The organism is Salegentibacter sp. 24, from assembly GCF_004362395.1.
Classification (GTDB): domain Bacteria; phylum Bacteroidota; class Bacteroidia; order Flavobacteriales; family Flavobacteriaceae; genus Salegentibacter.
Genome location: NZ_SNWE01000009.1, coordinates 52,727 through 75,760, shown reverse-complemented (window position 1 = coordinate 75,760; position 23,034 = coordinate 52,727). Strand labels below are relative to the sequence as shown.

Below are 23,034 nucleotides of genomic sequence, written 5' to 3'. Positions count from 1 at the left end.
TTTAACTATATTGGCACTGCTTTTAAAAAATAAACCCACAAGTCCTTAAATCGATGAGAATAACTTTACAAGACCTACTTAAATTTAGAACTTACTTTCTGTTTTTAACATTTTTAAGTATTAGTGTTACCGGCTTTTCGCAAAAGAGTGAACTCTCTGTAGAAAAAATTATGCAGGACCCCGATTGGATGGGAACATTTCCTTCTAATGTGAAATGGAGTGCGGACAGTGAAAGTATTTATTTTGATTATAATCCTGAAAAAAACACCGAGGATTCGCTTTATAAAATAGAACTGAGCAATACTTCAAAAATAATTAAAGTGAGTCCGAAAGAAGAGCGCAATTTGATTCCCCGTCAAGGCGATTTTAATAAAGGAGGAAGCAAAAAAATACTCAGCAAAGAAGGAAACCTGGTGATTTACGATGTCAGATCCGGAGTAACTACTGAGTTGTTAGATCTTTCAGAGCCCATATATAATGTGGAATTTCTGGCTGATGAAAATAAGATTAGTTTTATTTCTAATTTAAATGCATTCATCTATAATCTTGAACAGGGAAGTATAAAACAGCTCACCAACATTCAAAAAGGGAAAGCTGAAGAAGAAAAGCCAACCGAACTTTCAGAAAAAGAGACCTGGTTAAGGGAGGAAAACCTGCAACTTTTGGAGGTTGTAAACCGGCGTAAGGATGAAGAAGAAAGGAAGGAGGCTTATCGCGAGGCAATGGCTAAGAAAGAGGAATTCAGATTTTACCTGGAAGATCGGGAGCTCAGTAGTTTACAGGTTTCTCCTAATGCCCAATATGCTACTTTTAAACTAATTTCCCGGCAGGACGGAGAAGGCACAAATGTTCCCAATTACGTTGATGAAACAGGTTATACCGAAAACCTGTCTGCCCGCAGTAAAGTTGGGGAAAACGAGACAAAAGTTGAGCTGGCAGTCTATAATTTTCAAAAGGACACCGTATATATGGTAGAGACTCAGGATTTGCCAGGAATCACTGACCTTCCTGCATATATAAAAGATTATCCCAATAAAGAATGGAAAAAAGCTGAAAGGGAAGTAGTGCCTACTAAGGTATATTTTTCAGAAAATGGGGAACTCGCGGTTGTAAATTTGCGTTCAAAGGACAATAAAGACCGGTGGATTGCTAGAATCAATCTGGAAAACGGCGATGTAACTACTCTAGACCGCCAGCGTGACGAAGCCTGGATTGCAGGCCCTGGGATAGGCTATACATTTTACGGCGGCGAAGACATGGGGTGGCTTCCCGATAACAAGCATATTTACTTTCAAAGTGAAGAAACCGGATATTCCCATCTGTACTTATTGGATGTTACCAGTGGAAAGAAAAAAGCGCTTACCCAAGGAGAATTCGAGGTATTTGATCCTGTACTTTCCAATAATAAAAAAGATTGGTTCTTAACCACTTCTGAAGTTGGCCCCGGTGAACGTCATTTTTATAAAATGCCGGTAATGGGTGGTAAAATGGAAAAACTTACCCAAATGGAAGGGAACAACGATGTTTACTTATCCCCCGATGAAAAACATATGGCTATTTTGTATTCGTACAGCAACAAGCCCTGGGAGTTATATTTAAAAAAAACAAAAGCAAATGGCAAGGCCAAACAATTAACAAAAGGACAATCGGAAATATTTAGCAACTACCAGTGGAGAGAACCCGAATTAATAAAATTTGAGGCCGAAGATGGGGCTATGGTTCCTGCTAGATTATACAAACCCGAACCTGATGTAAAAAACAATGCGGCTGTTGTTTTTGTCCACGGCGCAGGTTACCTGCAAAACGCTCATAAATGGTGGAGTAGTTATTTTAGGGAATACATGTTTCATAATCTTTTGGCCGATTTAGGTTACACTGTAATTGATATTGATTATCGCGGAAGCGCTGGTTATGGTCGCGATTGGCGAACAGGCATTTATCGTCATATGGGCGGAAAAGATCTTTCGGACCAGGTTGATGGCGTAGAATATTTGGTAGAAAATCACGAAATAAACCCAGAAAAAGTAGGAATATATGGTGGAAGCTACGGTGGATTTATCACCTTAATGGCCATGTTTACTGAACCTGAGACTTTTAAAGCCGGTGCTGCTTTGCGATCAGTAACAGACTGGGCACATTATAATCACGGCTATACATCGAACATCCTTAACGAACCCTCATTGGATCCTATTGCATATAGAAGATCTTCCCCCATTTATTTTGCCGAGGGACTGGAAGGGGATTTATTGATTGCTCATGGCATGGTAGATGTAAATGTCCATTTTCAGGATGTAGTCAGGCTTTCCCAGCGATTAATTGAATTGGGTAAAGAAGATTGGGAAATAGCAATTTATCCTGTGGAAGGTCACGGTTTTATAGCACCCAGCAGTTGGACCGATGAATACAAAAGGGTACTGGAATTATTCAACGAAAGCCTTTTGGACTAATGGACATCGAATTTGTAAGAAACCAGTTTCCGGCTCTGGAAAGAGAGTTTGTTTTCATGGATAATGCAGGTGGTTCACAAACGCTAAAGAAAGTAGCCGAGCGCATCAGCGGATATTTATTACATCATAACGTACAATTAGGCGCTTCATATCAAGTTTCCAGGGAAGCAGGTGAAAAGCTCACTTATGCAACTAAACAGGTGAGCAATTTTATAAACGCAAGCAGACCGGAGGAAGTAGTAATAGGTCCTTCTTCTTCTATGCTTTTACGCGTTTTAAGTTGGTGCATAAGCAAGCAATGGCAGGAAGGCGATGAAGTTATTGTTACAAATACCGATCATGAAGCCAATGTTTCTCCTTGGACAGATTTAAAGGATAAAGGGATTAACGTTAAGGTGTGGAAAACAAATCCAGAAAGCCTTGAACTGGAAATAAGCGATCTTAAAAAATTGCTCAATAAGCGAACCAGATTAGTTGCCTTAACCCACGCTTCAAATATTTTAGGTAGTATAAATCCTATCAGAGAAATAGCTAAAACGGTTCATAAATCGGGTGCGTTGATTTGTGTTGACGGCGTGGCATATGCCCCGCATCGCCGCGTTGATGTCAGAAAACTGGATGTAGATTTTTACGTTTTTAGCTGGTATAAGACTTATGGGCCTCATCTTGCGGTTATGTATGGCAGATATCATCAGTTATACAAAATGGATGGAATTAACCATTACTTTTTCACCAAAAAAGATGTTCCCTATAAGTTTCAGCCGGGCAATTTCAATTTTGAACTCACTTACAGTTTATTGGGTATAATAGAATATTTTGAAGAGTTTTTTAAACACGAATTCCCCAAAGAAAAGAAGGTGGATTTTCAGGAGAAAATGGATAAGATCTTTGAGCTAATCAGCAGGCATGAAGAACGAATTAGTAAACCTCTAATCACTTATTTGATAGAACATCCTGACATCAAAATAATTGGCAGAAATACTGCAGACAGGGAAAAAAGAGTACCTACGATTTCTTTTGTACATAGGACTTTGAAAAGCAATGAAATTGTAGAAAAGATTGACGATTATAGAATAGGAATTCGGTTTGGAGATTTTTATGCAAAAAAGCTTATTGAGGATGCTGGTTTAAAAGAAAAAAATGGAGTGGTTCGAGTGAGTTTGGTGCATTATAACACCCCTGATGAAGTTCAAAGACTAATTTGGATATTAAAAAAGATCATTTAATAATTATATGGCGATATTCAGAAGTTTTTAAAAAACTGTTGAATATTCCCATCAGGGGGACAGAATAGAAAAGCTACCTCAGAATTTTTAAATTTCGTCATTAAGAGATCATCTGTTGATATGGCCTTTAGCGGATTTTTGTTAGATATGTTATTATCCCATGGCTTGTTTTAGATCAGCGATGAGATCTTCTTCATCTTCAATCCCTACACTTAATCTTATTAATGAATCTACCACTCCGGTTTTAGCCCTTTCTTCCTTCGGAATAGATGCGTGGGTCATACTTGCGGGATGCCCAGCCAAAGATTCTACACCTCCAAGCGACTCAGCAAGAGTGAAAACCTTAAGTTTTTCAACTAGAGCGGTAGCGCTCTTAAGCGTGTCTTCTTTTGTGGTAAAAGAGATCATTCCGCCAAAGCCTTTCATTTGCTTGCTCGCGATATCGTGGTTTAGATGGTCTTCAAATCCCGGCCAGTATACCTTCCCAACTTTAGGATGAGTTTTCAGGAATTTAGCAATTGCCTCACCATTTTCACAGTGTCGCTGCATTCTGAGGTGCAAAGTTTTTATACCACGTAAGACTAAAAAACAATCTTGAGGTCCGCAAATTCCGCCGCTTGCATTTTGTATAAAATACAATTTTTCTGCTAATTTCTTTTGATTAACCACCAAACTTCCCATAACTACATCACTATGGCCTCCCAAATATTTCGTGGCGCTATGCATTACAATATCGGCACCAAGTTCCAGGGGTTGCTGTAAATAAGGCGTAGCAAAAGTATTGTCCACCGCAAGCAATAAATTATGCGCTTTAGCAATTTTAGAAACCGCTTCAATATCAATGATATTCATCATTGGATTGGTTGGTGTTTCTATCCAGAGCAGTTTGGTGTTTTTATTAATATATTTTTCAATGTTTTTGGCTTTACCCATTCCAATAAACTGAAATTTAATTCCAAAATTTTCAAATATAGAGGTAAACAAACGATAGGAGCCGCCATAGAGATCGTTGGTAGAAATAATTTCGTCTCCTGGTTTAAAAAGCTTTATTACCGCATCAATAGCCGCAAGTCCCGAACCAAAAGCAAGTCCAAATTTCCCGTTTTCAATACTGGCTATAGATTTTTCTAATGCGGCCCGGGTTGGATTTCCACTTCGGGAATATTCAAAACCCTTATGACCGCCTGGTGTACTTTGTGAAAATGTTGTGGTTTGATAAATAGGAGGCATTACAGAACCATATGCGGGATCTATATTCTCCTGGCCTCCGTGTATAGTTTTGGTATTAAACTTCATAGGTTTTTGCTTTATAGCTAAGGTAGTATGTGCATTGTGTTTAAGCAAAATACACTTATCTTTATTCGCATATTTAACAGCCTTTTATATGTCTCAAAAATTTATTTTCCTACTTCTTGTTTTTTTAATCTTTACCTCTTGCCGTGATGATAAATCTGAAGCTGGTGAAAATTTGGATAAAGATCAAACCGAAGCTTTAAGTTTTTATAATGAAAGTTTATCTTCCAAGGATTTTAAAGCCTGTGAGAATACAGAATGTCCTACAATTAGGGTAAATTATTTAAAATTCAGAGAAGACCAAGAGGTGGCCAAGACAATGAACCGTTATAATGAAAATAACTTGATCAAAATATTCAGTAATACTGAAGCTGATACCATTGCTCCAAGTTTAAAAGCGGCTATTAAAGGCTTTGTTAAAGATTACCAGTATTTTAAGAGCGATTTTCCTGACTCGGAGGCGGGTTATGAAGTTGAGATTTCCCAATCTGTTTTAAGTAGGGACGGTGATTTGTTAGTATTGGAAACTGATTTCTATCTTTTTACGGGCGGCGCTCACGGTTACGGAGCTAAACTATTTACTAATTTTGATATAGCTTCAGGCGAAACACTTACAAAAGATGAGTTGTTTTCTGATCTTCATGCTTTCAAAAATTTTGCTGAAAAAGAATTCAGAATAAAATATGAAGTTCCCGAAGGACAAAGTATTAATTCCAAAGGATTTTTCTTTGAAAATGATAAATTTGCGCTTCCGGAAAATATTGCCCTTACTAAAAATCAAGTGATCTTGATCTATAACCGTTACGAAGCCGCCAGTTATGCTGAAGGGGAATTAAAACTATCTTTTTCCAGGAATAAAGTGAATCAATGGCTTAACTACTAATTGAAAACTTATTATGAGAAAAGTGTATCATCTATCTAATTGCAATACCTGCCAGAGAATTTTAGATGAATTGAGTTTGGCAGATTCTTTTGAATTTCAGGAGATCAAAGAAGAGGAAATAACCAGAAAGCAACTGGAAGAAATGAGAACTTTAGCAGGAAGTTATGAAGCGTTGTTTAACAAAAGAGCACAGCTATACCGTAAGAGAAACCTCAACGAAAAAGAACTTTCTGAAGACGATTATAAAGAGCTTATTTTAGATCATTATACCTTTTTAAAAAGGCCGGTGATTATCAGTGATGATGAAATTTTTATAGGCAATTCTAAAAAAACCGTTGCGGCGGCCAAAGCAGCGGTGAATGGATAACAGACGTATTCTGGCAATCTTTGCAGCAATCGGAGCGAGTGCGATCTACGGACTAAATCATACCATTGCTAAAGGAGTAATGCCTACGTATATTGAACCATTCGGGTTTATTTTTTTAAGGGTTTTTGGTGCTGCAATTTTATTTTGGGGAATTAGTTTTTTGGGCCCAAAGGAAAAAATCGCCACTTCTGACTGGCCAAGAATTCTAGGTTGTGCGGTCTTCGGGATGGTAATCAATATGCTTTTTTTCTTTAAAGGATTAAGCCTTTCTACGCCTATTAATAGTTCGGTGATTGTAACGCTTTCCCCTGTAATGGTCCTCATACTGGCTTCCGTCCTTATCAGGGAACGTATTACCCTATTAAAAAGCCTAGGAATTATCGTTGGTTTGGCCGGAGCTTTGGTTTTGGTACTTTTTAGTGCCGAAAGCACCGGGAACGCCCCCAACATACCTATGGGAAATGTGCTTTTTATAATAAACGCATTTAGTTACGGACTTTACCTTATTCTTGTAAAGCCGCTTACTGCAAAATATCATGCATTTACTTTAATGAAGTGGCTCTTTCTTATTGGGGTTATTATAAACTTCCCTATAACAATAGGTGAATTTATCGATGTTAACTGGACGAATTTGCCTTTTGATGCTATTTGGAAAATGACTTTCGTGGTGGCAGGAACAACATTTTCTACTTACTTGCTGAATATTTATGCACTTAAACAACTTTCCGCTTCCACCATAAGCGTGTTTATTTACCTGCAGCCACTAATTGCAATTACTTACGCAATTTTAAGCGGTGCTGATGAATTAAATACAGTAAAAATTGTGGCAGCAATGCTGGTATTTATAGGGGTTTATATGGTAACTAAAAAGAAAACAGAGATTCGAGCTTGAGCCTTAATCTTTTAGTTTATCAGCAAGTTGCTTTAAAAAAATTTTATTTTGCTTTATAGCCGAAAGGGGAGCTGTGTAAGTGTTTACCCTGGCAAGATCAGGAAAACTCAATTTTCCCTTGGCTATTGAATTGGCAAGAAGTATCTGTAGATAATTATAAGTCAAAATAAATTGCTGAAGGAAATTTGTTCTTTTTTTATGAAAACCTAATTTTTCTGCGGTTCTTTCATTGAGTATATAGCTTGTGCCTTCCAGGCTGATATATTCAGCATTTTTTGCATGGAAAGATTCCGAAAGTTTCAAAAGACCTAAAATATATTGTCTAAGAATAAACCTTATTCTTTGGCGTTCCTTCCAGTTTCTATCAAGAACATAATAGTAGTCGAATAATGTTCCCCCGTGAATGATGATCTTTTCATTTTTTATTTTTTCCGTAATAAACAGTGGCGTATAGTAAATTAATTTACCTTGTTTTTTTCCTTGAGGGGTATCAATAAACGGTGCCAAGACAGAAAGAATCAGTGGTAGTGCAAGCAAAGGCAAAAAATACCATTCCAGGAATAATCCAATGAGTACAAATCCTAGAAATATTAATAAAGCAAGCCCTGAAAATTTAAGAATTTCCAGGGTTTGTTCTTTATTTGATTTTATATAAAACTTATGTTTTTCGATGGGTGAATTTAAGCAATTCAAAAGCAGGAACTTCTAAAATCATAACTTTTCTGGTTCAAGATCCCGTGGTCGTTTTCCGAATTTTCTGGTATCTTCCTTGGTTAATATCCGAAAATCGTTAGTATGGCTCAAACTATTTAAATTATCCCGAAGTGCTCTTGGCAATTTTGTAAGTTTTCTTTCTTTTAAATCTATCCAGGCACCCATCATTTCACAACTAGCAAAATTTCGACCTTCCTGGTCATAAAAATTATGCATAAATTCAAAATACATACCATTTTCTGCAAGACCTTTTAGCTGTAATGTTACTTTTATTGGTTTTCCAGGAAAAACTTCTTTAAAATAATAAACATGTTCATAGAAAACCACGGGACCAATATTATTTTTTGCTAGTTCCTTTTGCCCAAACCCATTTTCCATTAAAAATGCCATTCTGGTATGGCTCATAAAATTTACATAAGCTGTATTGGCCAAATGCCTGTTCGCGTCTATGTCACTCCAGCGTATTTCAAATTCTTTGGTATACATTCTCTCTATTTTTTAATAAAATTAAGCATAAATATTATGCGTGCATAATTATCGTTAAGTTTTACTTTCTAATCATTTAAGTGTTATTGAAAACTCTGTAAGCTTTTTCAAATTTGTTGCCTTAATTTTAAACTTCTTAATTTTGATCCATATGCCCTTAATAAAGACCAAGTATAATGCATTCGGGATTTTTAGAAATGCCCATTTCGCCAGTATTTATGCAGCTATCTTAAGAAGAATAGATTTTAAGTTTACCTCTAAAGATCGAATAGAATTAAGCGATGGTGATTTTCTGGATCTGGAACGCAGTTTTTATTCTACCAGGAATAACAAAGTCATTATTTTACTTCACGGTCTGGCTGGAAATGCTAAACGACCCTATATGTTGGGAATGGCTAAGCAATTTCATGAAAATGGATGGGACGTAGCTTCAATGAATTTTAGGAGTTGCAGCGGGGAAATGAACCGACTTTACCGTAGTTATCATGCAGGCGCAACGGAAGATCTTGAAGCCGTAATAAATCATCTTCAACAGCCAGGGCAGTATAGTGAAATTGCTTTGGTTGGATTTAGCCTAGGTGGGAATTTAATGCTTAAATATTTAGGAGAAGCAAAAAATATTCCATCGGAAGTTAAATCGTCGGTTGCTATTTCTACACCTTGCGATCTTGGAGCTTCCTTAAATGAACTTAACAAAACTCATAATTTTCTATTTTCAAAACGATTTATCAAAAACCTGAAAAAGGAATTATATCTAAAGCAAATCTATTTTCCTTCAAAAATTAGTAAAGAAGAGATAGCTCAGTGTAATTCTTTACTCGCCATAGATGAACTATACACCAGCAGAGCTCATGGATTCAGGAATGCTTCAGAATATTATAAAAAGTGTAGTTGTATAGGATTTTTAGCTGATATAAATATTCCTACACTTTTGTTAAATGCGAAAAATGATTCTTTTCTTTCCCCTAATTCTTATCCTGTGGAGGTGGCGAAAAATTCTGAATTTTTTCATTTGGAAATTCCAAAACACGGTGGACATGTGGGGTTTATCCAACATAGAAAACCTTATTATCATGAAGTTCGGGCGTTGGAATTTGTAAACCAAATCAAATCAGAAAATACCGAACCTGCAAAATAGCCATTCGCCTGTTTTGCCCTGCTATAGAATTGATTATCTTTGCGCAAGCTTAAAAATCACGCATGATTCAGTCAATGACAGGTTTTGGGAAAAGCATAACGCAACTCCCTTCCAAAAAAGTAACCGTTGAGATCAAATCGCTTAACAGCAAGAATCTTGATGTAAACGCTCGGATTCCTTCGCAGTATCGCGAGAAGGAACTTCAGTTAAGAAATACAATTTCTAAATCGCTTACTCGCGGGAAAGTGGATTTTTCCATATTTGTTGAAGTGACAGGCGAGGAAACGACTGCCTCTGTAAACCGAGGTGTGGTAAAAAATTATATGCAACAATTAAAAAGTATTGTGAACGGCGACCAAACCGAATTACTGAAAATGGCTTTAAGAATGCCAGATGCGGTTACCACGGAACGCGAAGAAATTGACGAATCTGAGTTTAAAGCAATAGAAGCGGCCGTGATTGAAGCTCTCGAAGAGATAAACCAGTTTAGAACTGACGAAGGAGATGCGCTGGAAAAAGACCTGAAACTTCGAGTAAATAATATTGGGACATTATTGCAGGATGTTTTAAGAATTGATCCGGAAAGAGTGGAAGCTGTAAAGGAACGCCTGCGAAAGGGAGTTACTGATCTTAAAGAGAATGTGGATGAAAACCGTTTTGAACAGGAATTGGTTTACTATATCGAAAAATTTGATATTACTGAAGAGAAAGTGAGGTTGGAAAACCACCTTGCGTATTTTAACGAAAGCATAAATTCTCAGGATTCAAACGGAAGAAAACTAGGTTTCATCTCTCAGGAAATGGGTCGGGAGATCAATACAATAGGTAGTAAATCCAACTATGCTCCTATGCAACAATTGGTGGTGCAAATGAAGGACGAATTGGAAAAAATTAAAGAACAACTTTTAAACGTACTCTAAAATGAGTGATGGTAAACTTATCGTATTCTCGGCACCTTCGGGATCTGGAAAAACCACAATCGTCCAACATTTATTAAAACACCAAGAATTAGATCTTGAATTTTCAATCTCTGCAACTTCACGGGCACCAAGGGGGGACGAAAAAGACGGACAGCATTATTACTTCCTTTCCTTAGAGGATTTTAAGAAGAAAATAAAAAACGACGAATTTTTGGAATGGGAAGAGGTTTATCGTGATAATTTTTATGGAACTCTAAAAAGTGAAGTAGAACGAATCTGGTCGCACGGGAAAAATGTGATTTTTGATATTGATGTAGTTGGTGGATTGGACATTAAAAATATATACCCGGAGAAAACGCTGGCAGTCTTTGTAAAACCTCCAAGTATTGAAGAGTTAAAGATTCGGCTTAAAAAACGTAAAACAGAAAGTGACGATAAAATAAATATGCGGGTGGCAAAGGCCTCTATTGAATTAGCTACAGCACCTCAATTCGATTTTATTATTGAAAATCACGACTTAGAGACTGCACTTCAGGAAGCTTACGAACTGGTGGCAACTTATGTTGGTGTAAAAAAATCCGCAAGATGAATAGGAAAGTCGGTTTGTTCTTTGGTACTTTCAACCCTATACATGTCGGTCATCTTATTATTGCCAACCATATGGCCGAGTTTTCGGATTTGGATGAAGTTTGGTTAGTGGTTACTCCGCATAATCCACATAAAAAGAAAAATACTCTTTTAGAAAATCATCACAGGCTGGATATGGTTTATAAAGCCTGCGAAGGCTATGAACATATAAAGCCTTCCAATATTGAATTTGGTTTACCACAACCCAATTATACCTGTACAACTCTGGCCTATCTTCAGGAGCAATTTCCTACAAATGAATTTTGCCCAATTATGGGGGAAGACAATTTGAAGACTTTCCATAAGTGGAAGAATTACGAGGTGATCTTAGAAAATCATCAAATTTATGTATATCCCAGAATTTCCGGTGGGAATGTGATAAATGAGTTTAGAGATCATCCGAAAATTAGCCGAATTATGGCGCCGGTGATGGAAATTTCTTCAACATTTATTAGGAAGGCAGTTAAAGAGGGTAAGTTTATAAAACCTATGTTACCAGATTCGGTCTGGGATTATATTCAACTGATGAATTTTTTTAAGTAACGTATATTTAAGAAAAAGACTGTTTAGAATTCATTTTAGTTGTCCGCTTTAGCTGATTGAACCTACTTTTTTCATTGTGGAACTACAAACTATAGGACGTCGTCTGCCCTCAAAATAACAACCTCAAAATTTTAAACAGTCTTTAATCTTTATTTCTTTTCCAGGTGTGGAATGCGTAAAACCTGCCCCGGATATATTTTATTAGGATCTTTAAGCATTGGTTGGTTTGCTTCAAAAATCACTTGAAATTTATTGCCATCGTTATAATGTTCCTGGGCGATCTTGCTTAAATTTTCGCCTCTTTCAACGGTATGAAAACCAGATTCAGGTGCTTCAATTTTAACAGCTAACCTGTCGTCTACTTTGGCAATTCCTTCAGAATTTCCTATTACAAGCACTATTTTTTCACGGATTGCCTGTGAATCTGTAAGACCGTAAACCGTAGCCGTATTTCCTTCAATATCAATCACAGCATTTTCTACTTTTAAATCCATCGCTTTTATAGTGTCAAGAAGTTTCTCCGCAGCTTTTACATTTTCTTTTCTAAGAATTTCTCTCTTGGCCTCAGTAATTTCCATGTTTTCTTCTTCCTGCTCTTTTTCTTTTCCGAAGATCTTCTCTCCAGCATCTTTTATAAATGAAAATATCCCCATATCATTGATTACTAAGTTAGTAAAAAGAAAAGTACGAAAGGAATGTCGGATTCTAATTATTGTTAGTCCTAAATTTTTGTTAGTTTTTTGTCTTTTAATAACAAAAACCGCAAACTACAATTCTATTGAGAGTTTGCGGTTTTCTAACTAAATAACCAACCAAAAAAACTAAGAAAATCCGTCTCCTTCACAAGGAAGGATCCGTCATCTAAAAGAAAACGTTGAAAATCCTATAGAATTGTAATGTTCAGAATTTAAATATGTTAAATTTTTAATGGCTTTTCTTGTTTATTATTCAAGAAACCTGTTTATATACAACGTCTCTTTAGATATACTTAGAAATTTGTTTATTTTTGAATTACAGAAAACCAACCTATGGATAAATCTCCAAAATTTGCTGTGATTGGCGGAGGTAGCTGGGCTACCGCGATTGTAAAAATGTTAAGTGAAAATGTAGATACTATTTATTGGTATATGCGTAGTACTTATGCAATAGAGCATATTAAGAAACAGGACCACAACCCTAATTATCTTAGCTCGGTTGAATTTGATGTAAATCAGTTAGCATTAAGTAGTGATATTAATGCAACAATTGCAGCAGCGGACTATCTTATTTTTGCAATTCCTTCCGCCTTTTTAAAGCGCGAATTGGACGCATTAACAGTTTCGTTGGAAAATAAAATCATATTCTCGGCTATTAAGGGAATTGTTCCAGAAAGCAGCCTTATAGTGGGCGAGCATTTTGAGGAATATCACTTTGTGCCGGCTGATAATATTGGAGTAATTACCGGGCCATGTCATGCTGAAGAAGTTGCACTCGAGAGGCTTTCATACCTAACTATTGCCTGTACCGATGAGGAAAAAGCAAAAATCGTTGCTAAGAATTTAAACAGTGAATATATAAAATGCAAAATAAGCGATGATGTAACAGGAACCGAATATGCTGCAATGTTGAAGAATATATACGCTATTGCGGCGGGAATTGCCCACGGATTAGGATATGGAGATAATTTTCAGAGTGTACTGATGAGTAATGCTATTAAAGAAATGAAGCGCTTTATAAAGAAAGTGCATAAAATGAAGCGTAACATTAATGATTCAGCTTATTTGGGAGATCTTTTGGTAACAGGATATTCCGTATTTAGCCGAAACCGTATGTTTGGAAATATGGTTGGGAAAGGCTATACCGTAAAAAGTGCCCAAATGGAAATGAGTATGATTGCAGAAGGGTATTATGCCACAGAAAGTGCTTATAAAATCAACCAGGCTAAAGGTGCTAAAACACCTATAATTAATGCAGTTTACGGAATACTATATGAAGGAAAAAACCCAAAAAAGGTTATAAAGAAGCTGGCTGAAAAACTTACTTGAATCTATTTATTCAGCCAAAATTCCTTTGTTCGGAATTATGGGAATTTCCCTTAAGGCTTTTTCGTGTATACTGTTTTTTCGAAATAAATATTTCTTTTCAAACATCTTTCCTTCAGCAAAAAAAGTAACCTGAAACTGGTTGTTAAAAGCCAGTACTTCTTCCTGAATAAACTCTATTTTAGCAAATGATTTTGCCGGGAGTTTCTCCAGTTTATGACGAATCGTTGATGTTTCTTTTTCTTTATCGAAACCTTTGCTTACAATTAAAGCCATTTCAATGGACTTATCTCTATCGTTGATGAGATAAGCATTCCATTCGTCTACTTTAAAAGCCTCATTGTAAACCTTTACGGCAGCTACATATACTTTTTGAACTTTAGGAATATCTATATCTTTCTTCATTAATCATCAATCTTTTTTTTAGCCCATTTAAACACCCCCCAAAGAATAAGGCCAATAACACCTAATAAAATGGCACCTAATGCCAGTTCGATTATTTCCAATACCACTCACTAGAATAACTATAACTGCCAGGGCAATTATACCAAAGATAAAAAGCCCAATATTTTTCATAATTCTTATTGTTATGGTCCTAGAACTGCGCTAGGTAGGTTTGTTAAAAAGAAGATTTAAATTGTTCCAAAAACCTTAGATCGTTCTCATAGAACATTCTAATGTCCCCTATTTGATAAAGCAACATAGCTATTCGTTCTATACCCATTCCAAAAGCAAATCCAGAATATTCTTTAGGATCTATATTGCAATTTCTAAGTACATTGGGATCTACCATACCACAGCCCATTATTTCTAACCAGCCGGTTCCTTTGGTGATTCGATAATCAGTTTCCGTCTCAAGGCCCCAGTAGATATCGACTTCCGCACTTGGTTCGGTAAATGGAAAATATGAAGGCCTTAATCTAATTTTTGATTTACCAAAAAGTTGTTTGGTAAAATAGAGCAAGGTCTGTTTTAAGTCAGCAAAACTGACGTTTTTATCAATATAAAGTCCTTCCACCTGATGAAAGATACAGTGGGAACGGGCCGAAATTGCTTCATTCCTGAATACTCTTCCTGGGGAAATTGTTCTAATTGGAGGTTTGTTATCTTCCATATAGCGAACCTGCACTGAAGAGGTATGGGTACGCAGCAAAATATCGGGATCTGTCTGAATAAAGAAGGTATCCTGCATATCCCGAGCGGGATGGTATTCCGGCAGATTCAGAGCAGTAAAATTATGCCAGTCATCCTCCATTTCGGGGCCTTCCGAAACATTAAAGCCTATGTTTGAAAAAATCTCAATAATTTGGTTCTTCACGATAGAAATAGGATGGCGAGAACCAATTTCAATAGGCTCTCCCGGTCTTGAAAGATCGCCGTAAATTCCTTTTACTTCCTGTTTATTTTCCAGGTTTTCCTTTAGCTCGGTAACTTTGGTTTCAGAAGCTTTTTTGAGTGAATTTACTGCCTGTCCAAATTCTTTTTTTTGCTCCTTGGGAACTTCTTTGAAAGAAGCGAAGAAATCGTTTAAAATTCCTTTTTTACCAAGATATTTTATTCTGAAAGCTTCAACTTCTTTTGCCGATTCGGTTTTAAAAGCTTCTACTTCAGCAATATGTTTCTTTATTTTTTCTATCATCAGTTCCTTTTCTTTTCAAAGGGGTAAATTTAGTAAAAATGTAGGTTTAGACCTCACGAGCAACCTTTAATCTATGTATCCATTATTTATAAAATAATTCACGATAGCTTCTTTCATTAAAACCGATTGTTCCCCTGCTTTAAGGGTAGGTAATTGTTCTAAAATCTTATAATGTGGCCATCCCTCTTCATCAAAATAGTCAAATTCGTAATACCCATAGGGTTCCAGTAAACGGCAAATAGCGATATGCATCAAATCTATCTTCTGGTCTTTTTTAAATTTTCTATGAGGCTGACCTAATTCCTGAACTCCGATAACATAAATTATCGCATCCAAATCCATAGGTTCCCCATCGGCAAACTGGTTTGAGAGCTGCTTCTGTAAGCTATTCCATCTGCCTTTCAAATTTTCGTCTCTTGTCATGCCACAAAGATAATATCTTAGTATTTGAAATTACTGGCAGGAGTGATTTCTTTCAATTTTATATGGTGAATTAGTGACTAAGGTAATTTACTATATTTGATATATGAATACAATAGATATTGTCCTGGCGTTAATTCTGCTTTACGGACTTGTTAGAGGCTTCTTTAGAGGGCTCCTGGCCGAAATTGCTTCTTTAGTAGGTATTGTAGCAGGTATTTACGGAGCTATTCATTTTTCTTATATTTTGAGTAGTTTCTTTTCTGAAAATATGGGATGGGATTCCCGGTATTTAAATTTAATCGCTTTCGCTATCACTTTTATCCTTATTCTTTTTCTCGTTACCCTGGCAGGAAAAATCTTAACCAAAATGGCGGGTTTTGCTGCCCTTGGCATTGTAAACAAATTACTTGGTGGGGTTTTCGGATTATTAAAAATGGGTTTTATAGCTAGTGTTGTAATTATGTTTTTTGCTGCTACAAACGAAGAAATCGATCTGGTTGACCAGGAAAGCCTTGAAGCCTCCAAACTCTATAAGCCCGTTAAAGTTATTGCTCCTATTATTCTGCCTTCAGTAATACGTGAAGCGAAGGAAAGGGACATTTTAGACCAAGAAAATGACTTTTTGGAAAATGAATAAGGGAAAGCCGAATAAACAGACTTTCCCTTATAAATTCTTTTTTATTCAATTTTAAACCGGAACATCCAGTCCAAAAAACCTTCTGAAACTATCAGGGTTTACTACTTCACCCTTGTCAGAAATAAGTTTAATGGTAATATCTTTTCGTTTTGCTTTAATAGCGAATTCATCTAAAATTTCCAATACATCATAATCAAGCACTCTTGTTTTCCTAACATCAATACTTACAGTAGATCCATCAGGAATTTCATTTAATTCTCTTAAAATTGCTCCTTTATTTAGAAAAGATAATTCTTCGGCAAGAGTGATTTTATATTGCCCATCGTTAAGTTCGTAACCTTCCTTATGCAAGAAATGAGAGTTTTTATAGCTATTTATTAAAATAACGGAAATGCCTACTGCAAGTCCAAGTCCAATTCCCATAAGAAGATCTAAAAACACAACCCCCAGAATGGTGATTATAAAAGGAAGAAATTGTCCCTTTCCTAATTTAAACATTTGCTTAAACAGGGCTGGTTTTGCCAATTTATAACCTACCATTAAAAGGACGGCAGCAAGTACAGCCAGTGGAATCATATTTAAAACTGTAGGGATCGCAATAATGGAGAAAAGAATAATTATACCGTGCAAAATAGCCGACATCTTTGTTCTACCTCCGGACTGCATATTGGTAGAACTTCTTACAATTACCTGAGTCACTGGTAAACCCCCAATAAGTCCCGAAATAATATTTCCTGTTCCCTGGGCATAGAGCTCCCGGTTGGTATTCGTTGTCCTTTTTAAGGGGTCTAATTTATCTATTGCCTCGACGCTCAGTAAAGTTTCCAAACTGGCAACAATGGCCAGAGTAATAGCGACTACCCATACTTCCGAATTTGTGATTTCAGCAAAATTTGGCATTGAAAACTGTCCAAAGAAAGAAGCTGCGCTATCAGGAACTGGTACCGTTACTAATTGAAATTGTTGAATTCCCAAAACAGGACCTTCTGCTATTAGGTAGTAAATCACTCCCATGGCTACTGCAACCAGGGGTCCTGGAATAATACTGAAAATTTTGTGCTTTCCTGTTAGAACCTTTTCCCATAATAGTAAAATGGAAAGTGCAAGTAAAGTAATTAAAATAGCGCCATAATGAAGATTACTGGCTAATTGGCTAAAAGCAGCCCAAACTCCCTGATCTATTGAAAAACTTTCCACATTGGGAGAAAGGCCCAGTGCATTTGGAATTTGTGATATGGCAATAGTGATACCAATACCAGCCAGCATTCCTTTTATTACTGAAGATGGGAAATAATAGCCAATGATTCCGGCTTTTAAAGCGCCCATAATGATTTGAAGCAATCCGGCAATTACTACCGCAACGAGAAATATTTCATAACTACCAAGTGACTGTATGGCTCCTAAAACAATTACAGCAAGACCGGCTGCGGGACCACTAACCCCAAGTTGAGAATTTGAAATACTACCTACTACAATACCTCCAACCATACCGGCGATTAAGCCTGAAAATAATGGAGCTCCACTGGCAAGGGCAATTCCTAAACACAACGGGATGGCTACGAAAAAAACGACGATACTTGCAGGAAAATCTTTATTTAGATGTTTAAACATAAAATCTTTATTAAGTTGAGAAAATTCAAACTTCCATAATTGAATTTTTAGGAAATTCAAAATGATCCTTAAAATCTAATTTGTAAAAAATGAATAGAATTTTTTGGCATACATGGATTATGAATGCCAGGTGTCATTTCTGCAAGTTGGCAGAAATTTGTTGAAAAATTCAGAAAAGCTTGGTAAGATTAAGCGTGTTTAGGTGGTGGGCAAATAACATCAAGAAAGACAATAGGATAACTTTCTTTATATATATCTTTTGTAAGTGTGTGTTCCTGTAGATATTGTATACTGGCGTAATTAGAATGGCTTTCTTCTAAATTAAATTCAAGATTGATCTCGTTTTTTGAAGAACTTTCCTCTTCGTTCACGTTAAAAGCAAACGAAACATCTACCGAATTATCAATATAAGCCACAATACTTGGCGTTGCTATAAACAACAAAAAAATAAATGTTAGTAAGTGGGCTAATCTTTTCACAGCGGCAAAAATACTAACAAATGCCTCTAGTTAAAAACAAAAATCAATACTTTTATGTTAAACTAATATCAATTTTTCTTATAGGCGTTTCAAATTATTATTTTCTATCCAACCCTGTGTGCCATTTGGGAGTTCTATTTTTACCCAGCCCTGGTAATTCTCCAGGACCTTAGCTTTCGTCCCAGCGTGAAGCTTAAAAGCTGCCTCACCACGAGGTGAAGGTTCATTCTTTACCGCAGCTTCTTCAGCAAAAATAATGGCAAATTGATTGTTAAACTGAATTTCCTGTTGCTGAAATGCAAAAATGACCGAGGTGCAACCTAATAAAAAAATAAAAACTGCAAGTCCAAATAATACGCGTTTTCGTAAAGGAGTGTGGCTGAAATAATAAAGTAAAAATAAGGTCACAAATAATACCGAAAGACCAATGGCCAGGTAAGCCCAGGTATTATAGGAAAAAGTCGAAATTAATTGATTTATACGCTTTTGAAGACCAGTTTCCTCATTGTTAGGGATGTCATCAATTGTCATGCTCTGCGCAAATTTTAAATTGTTTTGCACATCCTCATCAGTAGGGTCTAGTTGAAGTGCCTTTTCGTAATAATAAATACTTGGCGCAACATTATTTAACTTATAATAGGCGTTGCCCAAGTTGTAATAGACCGCTACTGAAGTTTCGCCGTTTTCAAGGATTTTCTCGTATTTTGCTATGGCTGTTTCAAAATTATCACTCGCATACGCCTGGTTGGCTTCTTTAAAAAGCTCAGAATTTTGAGCCTGCGCCAAAACTGAAACCAGTACAAGAAAAGTAAATATCAAATTCTTCATTTCAAACAATTTCACTGGCATATCTTCTTCTTTTAATCATAGAGAGCCACTTTATAAATTCCCTAGTAGGGAAATTCTACAAATTTTTATCGAGTTTGGAAATTACCCTAACCGCTTTATCATAGTCTTCCTGTTGAGCTGTATCTGATGCGGGTGTATAACGAGCAAATTCGCAACTCTTGAGTACTTCGATAAATCCTGCAGAAGTTTCTAGAGCAACATTTTTTTCATTCAGTATCTCGACAATCCTTTCCTTACTCATTTCTGAAGTCTGAATATGCAGCTTCGCTTTGAGGTAATTATGCATTGCACGCTCTAGCGACTCGTAAAAACGCTGTTGATGCCCTAAATTTTTCTTTGCTTCAGAAAGGTATTTTCTGGCCAGTTTATCTGCTTTCTTCCTCCGGTTTCCGATGACATCAGCAGCCATGGCATCTCTTCTTTTTCCAAATAAAATAAATAAGGGAATCGCCGCAAAAGGTAGCACTAGAGAACCCCAAAAAACCCAGGATCTAAAAAATGCCTGTTGGTTTAATGGATTTAAATGGGTATCAGTTTTAATAAACCGAAATTGCTCTGATGGAAGCTGAACCGATTGTTTTTGGTTACTGGCAATAGTGTTATTTCTGGTACCCAGGGGGCTTGCTGCTACGTCTATCACAATTTCCTCTGAATTCAGGCTTTTATATGTTTCAGTTTCCGGGTCGAAATATGCAAAATTAAGAGGTTTAATTGGATACTGCCCTTTACGGGTAGGCACAATGGTGTAACTTTCTATAATGCTTCCTTGTTTTCCATTGAGCGTAGTGGTAACATTCTCTATCCGCTCAGGATCATATATTTCTAAGGAGGAAGGTACCTCCAGGGCAGGTAATTCGAATAGATTTAAATTTCCATTACCACTGATTTCAACATTGGCTTCAAAGGATTCTGAAGCATTTAGTTGTTTCTTGCTGGTACTCACGTCCATTTTAAAATCACCTACTGCACCAGTAAATCCGGCAGGCTTTCCTTCGGGTAAAGGTTTCACATTTATAGTTTTAGTACCGGCAGCAACAGTTTTGTTGATTGTTTTGTATATTCTGCTTCCAAAAATGTCACGTCTGTCACTGGGAACATCCACGGCAACTGATAAGGTGAGGGGCTCAAGTTCCAGCTTACCTGTTTTTTGGGGATATAAAACCGCTTTTTTAAGCACTACATATCGATAAGGCTCCCCGTTGTATTCGGTGTTTTCTGGTCTTAATTCTCTTATTTCAATATTCTGACTCCAGAAATCTGTAAACTTTGGACTGTCAACTTCCCTAAAATTACTTACGCTAATACGAGGACTTACATATAGTTTATAAACTACAGTAATTCCTTCGTTTAAATAAGGATTTGCATCGGAAACCTCGGCTACCAAATGAAGGTTTTCTGAGGCAATAAGTTCAGAGTTATCGCCATCGGTCGGTTTGTCTACCGCGGCGGTAACCTCAACCTCTATAGGAGTTGTTTTATAAACCTTATCATCTATGGTTATCTCGGCCTGAGTTATAGTTTTACTTCCACGTGAGGTTGGCTGTAAATAGTAAGAATAGGTCTTTGAATAGGTGCGGGTACCATTAACCCAACTATTGCTTACTGCCTGGTTGGGGCCCCCAACCACAGTAAAACCATCGAAAGGAGGTGGCCTAAAATTGTCACCATCCTGGTTCATTTCAAAATCTACCCTAAGTCGCTCGTTAACGCCCAGTTTGTCCTTGCTCACTTTGGCAACGAACTTTACCTGGGCTTGTAAACCAATACCGGTAAAAAATAAAACGCTAAGTATTAAAAACTTCAATTTCATTTATATAACCTCTTTCTTTAAGATAAGTATGCCTCTGGAGAGTAATCTATCAAAAATTTTACCAATCTTTTTCCGATTGTACTTTGGCACCTTTTTGCTTTTTAGCATTTAATTTATCCTGCACCTTTCTTTCCTCATTGCTCATCGCTTGCAACAAACTTCTTACCTGTTCAGGTGATAATTGTCCCTGGGCTGGTTGGGGCTGACCTTGTTGCTTTGGCTGTTGTTCCTGCTCTTTCTCTTTTTGGTCGCCTTTTTCACCTGGCTGCTTTTTCTGGTTTTGATCACCTTCTTTTTCTTCTTGATCTTTATTCTGCTGATCCTGATCTCCTTTATCCTCTCCTTTATCTTCCTGATCGCCTTGATCTTGATTTTCTTTGTTTTTCTGATCTTTGTTTTGACCCTGATTCTGCTTGTCCTGGTTTTCTTTATCCTGGTTCTTCTGGTCTTGATTTTTATTATCGCCACCACCTTTATTCTTATCCTCTTTTTTCTTTTGTTCTTCCAGCATTTTCTTAGCCAGAGCTAAATTATAACGGGTTTCATCATCAGTAGGATCATTACGTAAAGCATCTTTATAGGCATCAACCGCCTCCTGATACTTTTTTTGTTTCATATATGCATTTCCGAGGTTATGATTCGCGCGGTGTCGTAAAAGTTTGGTTTCTGCTACCTCAGCAGCCTGTTTAAAGCGTTGTGAGGCTTGGACCGAATTATCCCGGGTGTAATACATATTTCCCATATTGTATCTTGCTGCACTACTCTCAGGATTTTTGGCTATAGCTTTTCTATATGCGGCCTCGGCAACTGCAAAATTATTCTCACCTAGTGCTATCTCGGCTTCCTGCATTAGTTCCCTGGCTTCTTCCCTGGCCAAATGCTTAGCTCTTTCATCTTGTTGCTGGCCAAAAGCAGGCAGGCATAGCAGCAAGCCAAAAATTAAATGTAATATGTTTGTTGAAAATCCTTTCATTGAATCACTCCCCGGTTTTTCGTTTCTCGTTAAATAAATTAAGCTTTCTTACCCAGCTTGTTTTTCTTTCCAATATAAATACATCCATTAACAGCAAAAAGATTGCCAAACCAATAAACCACTGAAACTGCGATTTATAATCGGCAAATTGTTTTGCTTCAAATTCTGTTTTCTCAATATTCTGAAGCACTTCTTGTACTTTCTCGGTGACTTCAGAGGTTACGTCTCCATCAATATACTCTCCATTTGTTTCTTCAGCAATTTCCTGAAGTATGGTTGGATCAAGCTTTGTAATTACAGTTTCCCCTTGGTTATTCTCTTTATATTTTTGGACTACTCCGTTCTGTTTCATAGGGATCGGACCTCCTTTGGTAGTGCCGACACCAATGGTGAAAATTCTAATTCCGGCTTCCGCGGCTTGTTGTGCCATATCCTCAACATTACCTTCGTGATCTTCACCATCGCTTAATATAAACATAACACGATTGGTTTTTTGATCATCATCAAAAAAACCTGTAGCTAAATCAATGGCATCACCTATGGCTGTTCCCTGTGAAGAAAGCATGTCCGTGTTTAAACTTTCGAGGAACATTTCGGCAGCACCATAATCAGTGGTAATCGGTAGCTGTGGAAATGCACTACCTGCGTAGGCAATAATACCAACGCGATCACTACCCAAATTGCCGATGATTTCCCTAACCAATTGTTTCGATTTTTCTAATCTGTTGGGAGCAATATCTTCAGCCAACATACTTTTAGAAACATCCACGGCAAAAACAATATCTACGCCTTCACGCTTTACTGTTTCTAACTGGGACCCAATCTTGGGGTTTACCAGTCCCAAAATCAGACTGGCCAGCGCAGCTAGGATAAATAATAATTTTAAAAACGGCTTAAACGATGATCTGTTTGGAGTTAAATGTCCTAGAAGTCCGGGTTTGGCAAATTTTGAGCGCGCCCGCTTTTGCCATATCGTAAAAACAAGATACAACAGGAATACTGCCGGAATAAGCAGTAATAACCATAAGTATATTTTCTCTTCTAAGATGAACATTA

General features: G+C 36.9%; 24 protein-coding genes. 11 read left to right on the top strand and 13 right to left on the bottom strand.

Going from position 1 to position 23,034, the window contains the following annotated elements:
* Positions 1-53: 53 nt before the first annotated feature.
* Together DET49_RS08295 and DET49_RS08290 are read left to right on the top strand one after the other, a co-directional pair.
* Positions 54-2,447, top strand: coding sequence for a S9 family peptidase (locus DET49_RS08295; RefSeq protein WP_133547633.1), 2,394 nt, complete (start codon positions 54-56; stop codon positions 2,445-2,447).
* A complete protein-coding gene (locus tag DET49_RS08290) occupies positions 2,447-3,673 on the top strand; it encodes a cysteine desulfurase-like protein (RefSeq protein ID WP_133547632.1) in 1,227 nt (408 codons plus the stop codon). Before DET49_RS08295 ends, DET49_RS08290 begins: the two co-directional genes overlap by 1 nt.
* Before the next feature lie 153 nt (positions 3,674-3,826).
* Here the strand turns inward: DET49_RS08290 and DET49_RS08285 are convergent, their stop codons facing one another.
* Complete coding sequence (locus DET49_RS08285) at positions 3,827-4,969, bottom strand: trans-sulfuration enzyme family protein (protein WP_133547631.1); 1,143 nt, start codon at positions 4,967-4,969, stop codon at positions 3,827-3,829.
* An 88-nt stretch (positions 4,970-5,057) separates the two neighbouring features.
* Here DET49_RS08285 and DET49_RS08280 point away from each other — a divergent pair, with 88 nt between their 5' ends.
* From DET49_RS08280 to DET49_RS08270, 3 genes are read left to right on the top strand one after another with little or no spacing between them, the layout of a single operon-like run.
* Positions 5,058-5,849 (top strand): DUF3298 and DUF4163 domain-containing protein, encoded by a 792-nt coding sequence (locus DET49_RS08280; protein WP_133547630.1) that lies wholly within the window; start codon positions 5,058-5,060, stop codon positions 5,847-5,849.
* A 13-nt stretch (positions 5,850-5,862) separates the two neighbouring features.
* Positions 5,863-6,216, top strand: coding sequence for an arsenate reductase family protein (locus DET49_RS08275; RefSeq protein WP_133547629.1), 354 nt, complete (start codon positions 5,863-5,865; stop codon positions 6,214-6,216).
* Positions 6,209-7,108 (top strand): DMT family transporter, encoded by a 900-nt coding sequence (locus DET49_RS08270; RefSeq protein ID WP_133547628.1) that lies wholly within the window; start codon positions 6,209-6,211, stop codon positions 7,106-7,108. Before DET49_RS08275 ends, DET49_RS08270 begins: the two co-directional genes overlap by 8 nt.
* A 3-nt stretch (positions 7,109-7,111) precedes the next feature.
* On the opposite strand, the gene DET49_RS08265 is transcribed toward DET49_RS08270, so the two are convergent.
* Positions 7,112-7,801 (bottom strand): hypothetical protein, encoded by a 690-nt coding sequence (locus tag DET49_RS08265; protein WP_133547627.1) that lies wholly within the window; start codon positions 7,799-7,801, stop codon positions 7,112-7,114.
* A gap of 18 nt (positions 7,802-7,819) precedes the next feature.
* Positions 7,820-8,308, bottom strand: a complete 489-nt coding sequence (locus tag DET49_RS08260) for an acyl-CoA thioesterase (RefSeq protein ID WP_133547626.1) — start codon at positions 8,306-8,308, stop codon at positions 7,820-7,822.
* A 151-nt stretch (positions 8,309-8,459) separates the two neighbouring features.
* Here DET49_RS08260 and DET49_RS08255 point away from each other — a divergent pair, with 151 nt between their 5' ends.
* The 4 genes from DET49_RS08255 to nadD all read left to right on the top strand — a co-directional run bounded on the left by DET49_RS08255 (position 8,460) and on the right by nadD (position 11,536).
* Complete coding sequence (locus DET49_RS08255) at positions 8,460-9,446, top strand: YheT family hydrolase (protein ID WP_133547625.1); 987 nt, start codon at positions 8,460-8,462, stop codon at positions 9,444-9,446.
* 62 nt (positions 9,447-9,508) lie between these two features.
* Positions 9,509-10,366 (top strand): YicC/YloC family endoribonuclease, encoded by an 858-nt coding sequence (locus DET49_RS08250; protein ID WP_133547624.1) that lies wholly within the window; start codon positions 9,509-9,511, stop codon positions 10,364-10,366.
* A 1-nt stretch (position 10,367) separates the two neighbouring features.
* Complete coding sequence (gmk, locus tag DET49_RS08245; protein ID WP_133547623.1) at positions 10,368-10,955, top strand: guanylate kinase; 588 nt, start codon at positions 10,368-10,370, stop codon at positions 10,953-10,955.
* The gene (nadD, locus tag DET49_RS08240) at positions 10,952-11,536 is read left to right on the top strand and encodes a nicotinate (nicotinamide) nucleotide adenylyltransferase (protein WP_133547622.1); all 585 of its coding nucleotides are present in this window, start codon (positions 10,952-10,954) and stop codon (positions 11,534-11,536) included. Before gmk ends, nadD begins: the two co-directional genes overlap by 4 nt.
* 149 nt (positions 11,537-11,685) lie before the next feature.
* Here nadD and lysM read toward each other — a convergent pair whose 3' ends face one another.
* Entirely contained in the window at positions 11,686-12,189 is a 504-nt protein-coding gene (lysM, locus tag DET49_RS08235) for a peptidoglycan-binding protein LysM (RefSeq protein ID WP_133547621.1), read from the bottom strand.
* Between the two features lie 375 nt (positions 12,190-12,564).
* Here lysM and DET49_RS08230 point away from each other — a divergent pair, with 375 nt between their 5' ends.
* Entirely contained in the window at positions 12,565-13,560 is a 996-nt protein-coding gene (locus DET49_RS08230; protein ID WP_133547620.1) for an NAD(P)H-dependent glycerol-3-phosphate dehydrogenase, read from the top strand.
* Positions 13,561-13,566: 6 nt separating this feature from the next.
* Here DET49_RS08230 and DET49_RS08225 read toward each other — a convergent pair whose 3' ends face one another.
* The 3 genes from DET49_RS08225 to DET49_RS08215 all read right to left on the bottom strand — a co-directional run bounded on the left by DET49_RS08225 (position 13,567) and on the right by DET49_RS08215 (position 15,619).
* Entirely contained in the window at positions 13,567-13,962 is a 396-nt protein-coding gene (locus DET49_RS08225; RefSeq protein WP_133547619.1) for a hypothetical protein, read from the bottom strand.
* Between the two features lie 214 nt (positions 13,963-14,176).
* Positions 14,177-15,196 (bottom strand): phenylalanine--tRNA ligase subunit alpha, encoded by a 1,020-nt coding sequence (gene pheS / locus DET49_RS08220; RefSeq protein WP_133547618.1) that lies wholly within the window; start codon positions 15,194-15,196, stop codon positions 14,177-14,179.
* A gap of 66 nt (positions 15,197-15,262) precedes the next feature.
* Positions 15,263-15,619, bottom strand: a complete 357-nt coding sequence (locus tag DET49_RS08215) for a hypothetical protein (RefSeq protein ID WP_133547617.1) — start codon at positions 15,617-15,619, stop codon at positions 15,263-15,265.
* A 103-nt stretch (positions 15,620-15,722) separates the two neighbouring features.
* Here DET49_RS08215 and DET49_RS08210 point away from each other — a divergent pair, with 103 nt between their 5' ends.
* The gene (locus tag DET49_RS08210; RefSeq protein WP_133547616.1) at positions 15,723-16,256 is read left to right on the top strand and encodes a CvpA family protein; all 534 of its coding nucleotides are present in this window, start codon (positions 15,723-15,725) and stop codon (positions 16,254-16,256) included.
* A gap of 51 nt (positions 16,257-16,307) precedes the next feature.
* Here DET49_RS08210 and DET49_RS08205 read toward each other — a convergent pair whose 3' ends face one another.
* The 6 genes from DET49_RS08205 to DET49_RS08180 all read right to left on the bottom strand — a co-directional run bounded on the left by DET49_RS08205 (position 16,308) and on the right by DET49_RS08180 (position 23,032).
* Positions 16,308-17,867 carry a SulP family inorganic anion transporter gene (locus DET49_RS08205; RefSeq protein WP_133547615.1) on the bottom strand — a complete coding sequence of 520 codons (1,560 nt, stop codon included), beginning with the start codon at positions 17,865-17,867 and terminating at the stop codon, positions 16,308-16,310.
* Between the two features lie 188 nt (positions 17,868-18,055).
* Complete coding sequence (locus DET49_RS08200; protein ID WP_133547614.1) at positions 18,056-18,310, bottom strand: hypothetical protein; 255 nt, start codon at positions 18,308-18,310, stop codon at positions 18,056-18,058.
* 114 nt (positions 18,311-18,424) lie between these two features.
* Positions 18,425-19,174 carry an SH3 domain-containing protein gene (locus DET49_RS08195; protein WP_133547613.1) on the bottom strand — a complete coding sequence of 250 codons (750 nt, stop codon included), beginning with the start codon at positions 19,172-19,174 and terminating at the stop codon, positions 18,425-18,427.
* Between the two features lie 76 nt (positions 19,175-19,250).
* On the bottom strand, positions 19,251-21,005 hold the full coding sequence (locus tag DET49_RS08190) for a BatD family protein (RefSeq protein WP_133547612.1): 1,755 nt from the start codon (positions 21,003-21,005) through the stop codon (positions 19,251-19,253).
* Between the two features lie 58 nt (positions 21,006-21,063).
* Positions 21,064-21,978: a tetratricopeptide repeat protein gene (locus DET49_RS08185; protein ID WP_133547611.1), complete on the bottom strand. Its 915-nt coding sequence runs from the start codon at positions 21,976-21,978 to the stop codon at positions 21,064-21,066.
* 4 nt (positions 21,979-21,982) lie between these two features.
* Positions 21,983-23,032: a vWA domain-containing protein gene (locus DET49_RS08180; RefSeq protein WP_133547610.1), complete on the bottom strand. Its 1,050-nt coding sequence runs from the start codon at positions 23,030-23,032 to the stop codon at positions 21,983-21,985.
* Positions 23,033-23,034: the final 2 nt, after the last annotated feature.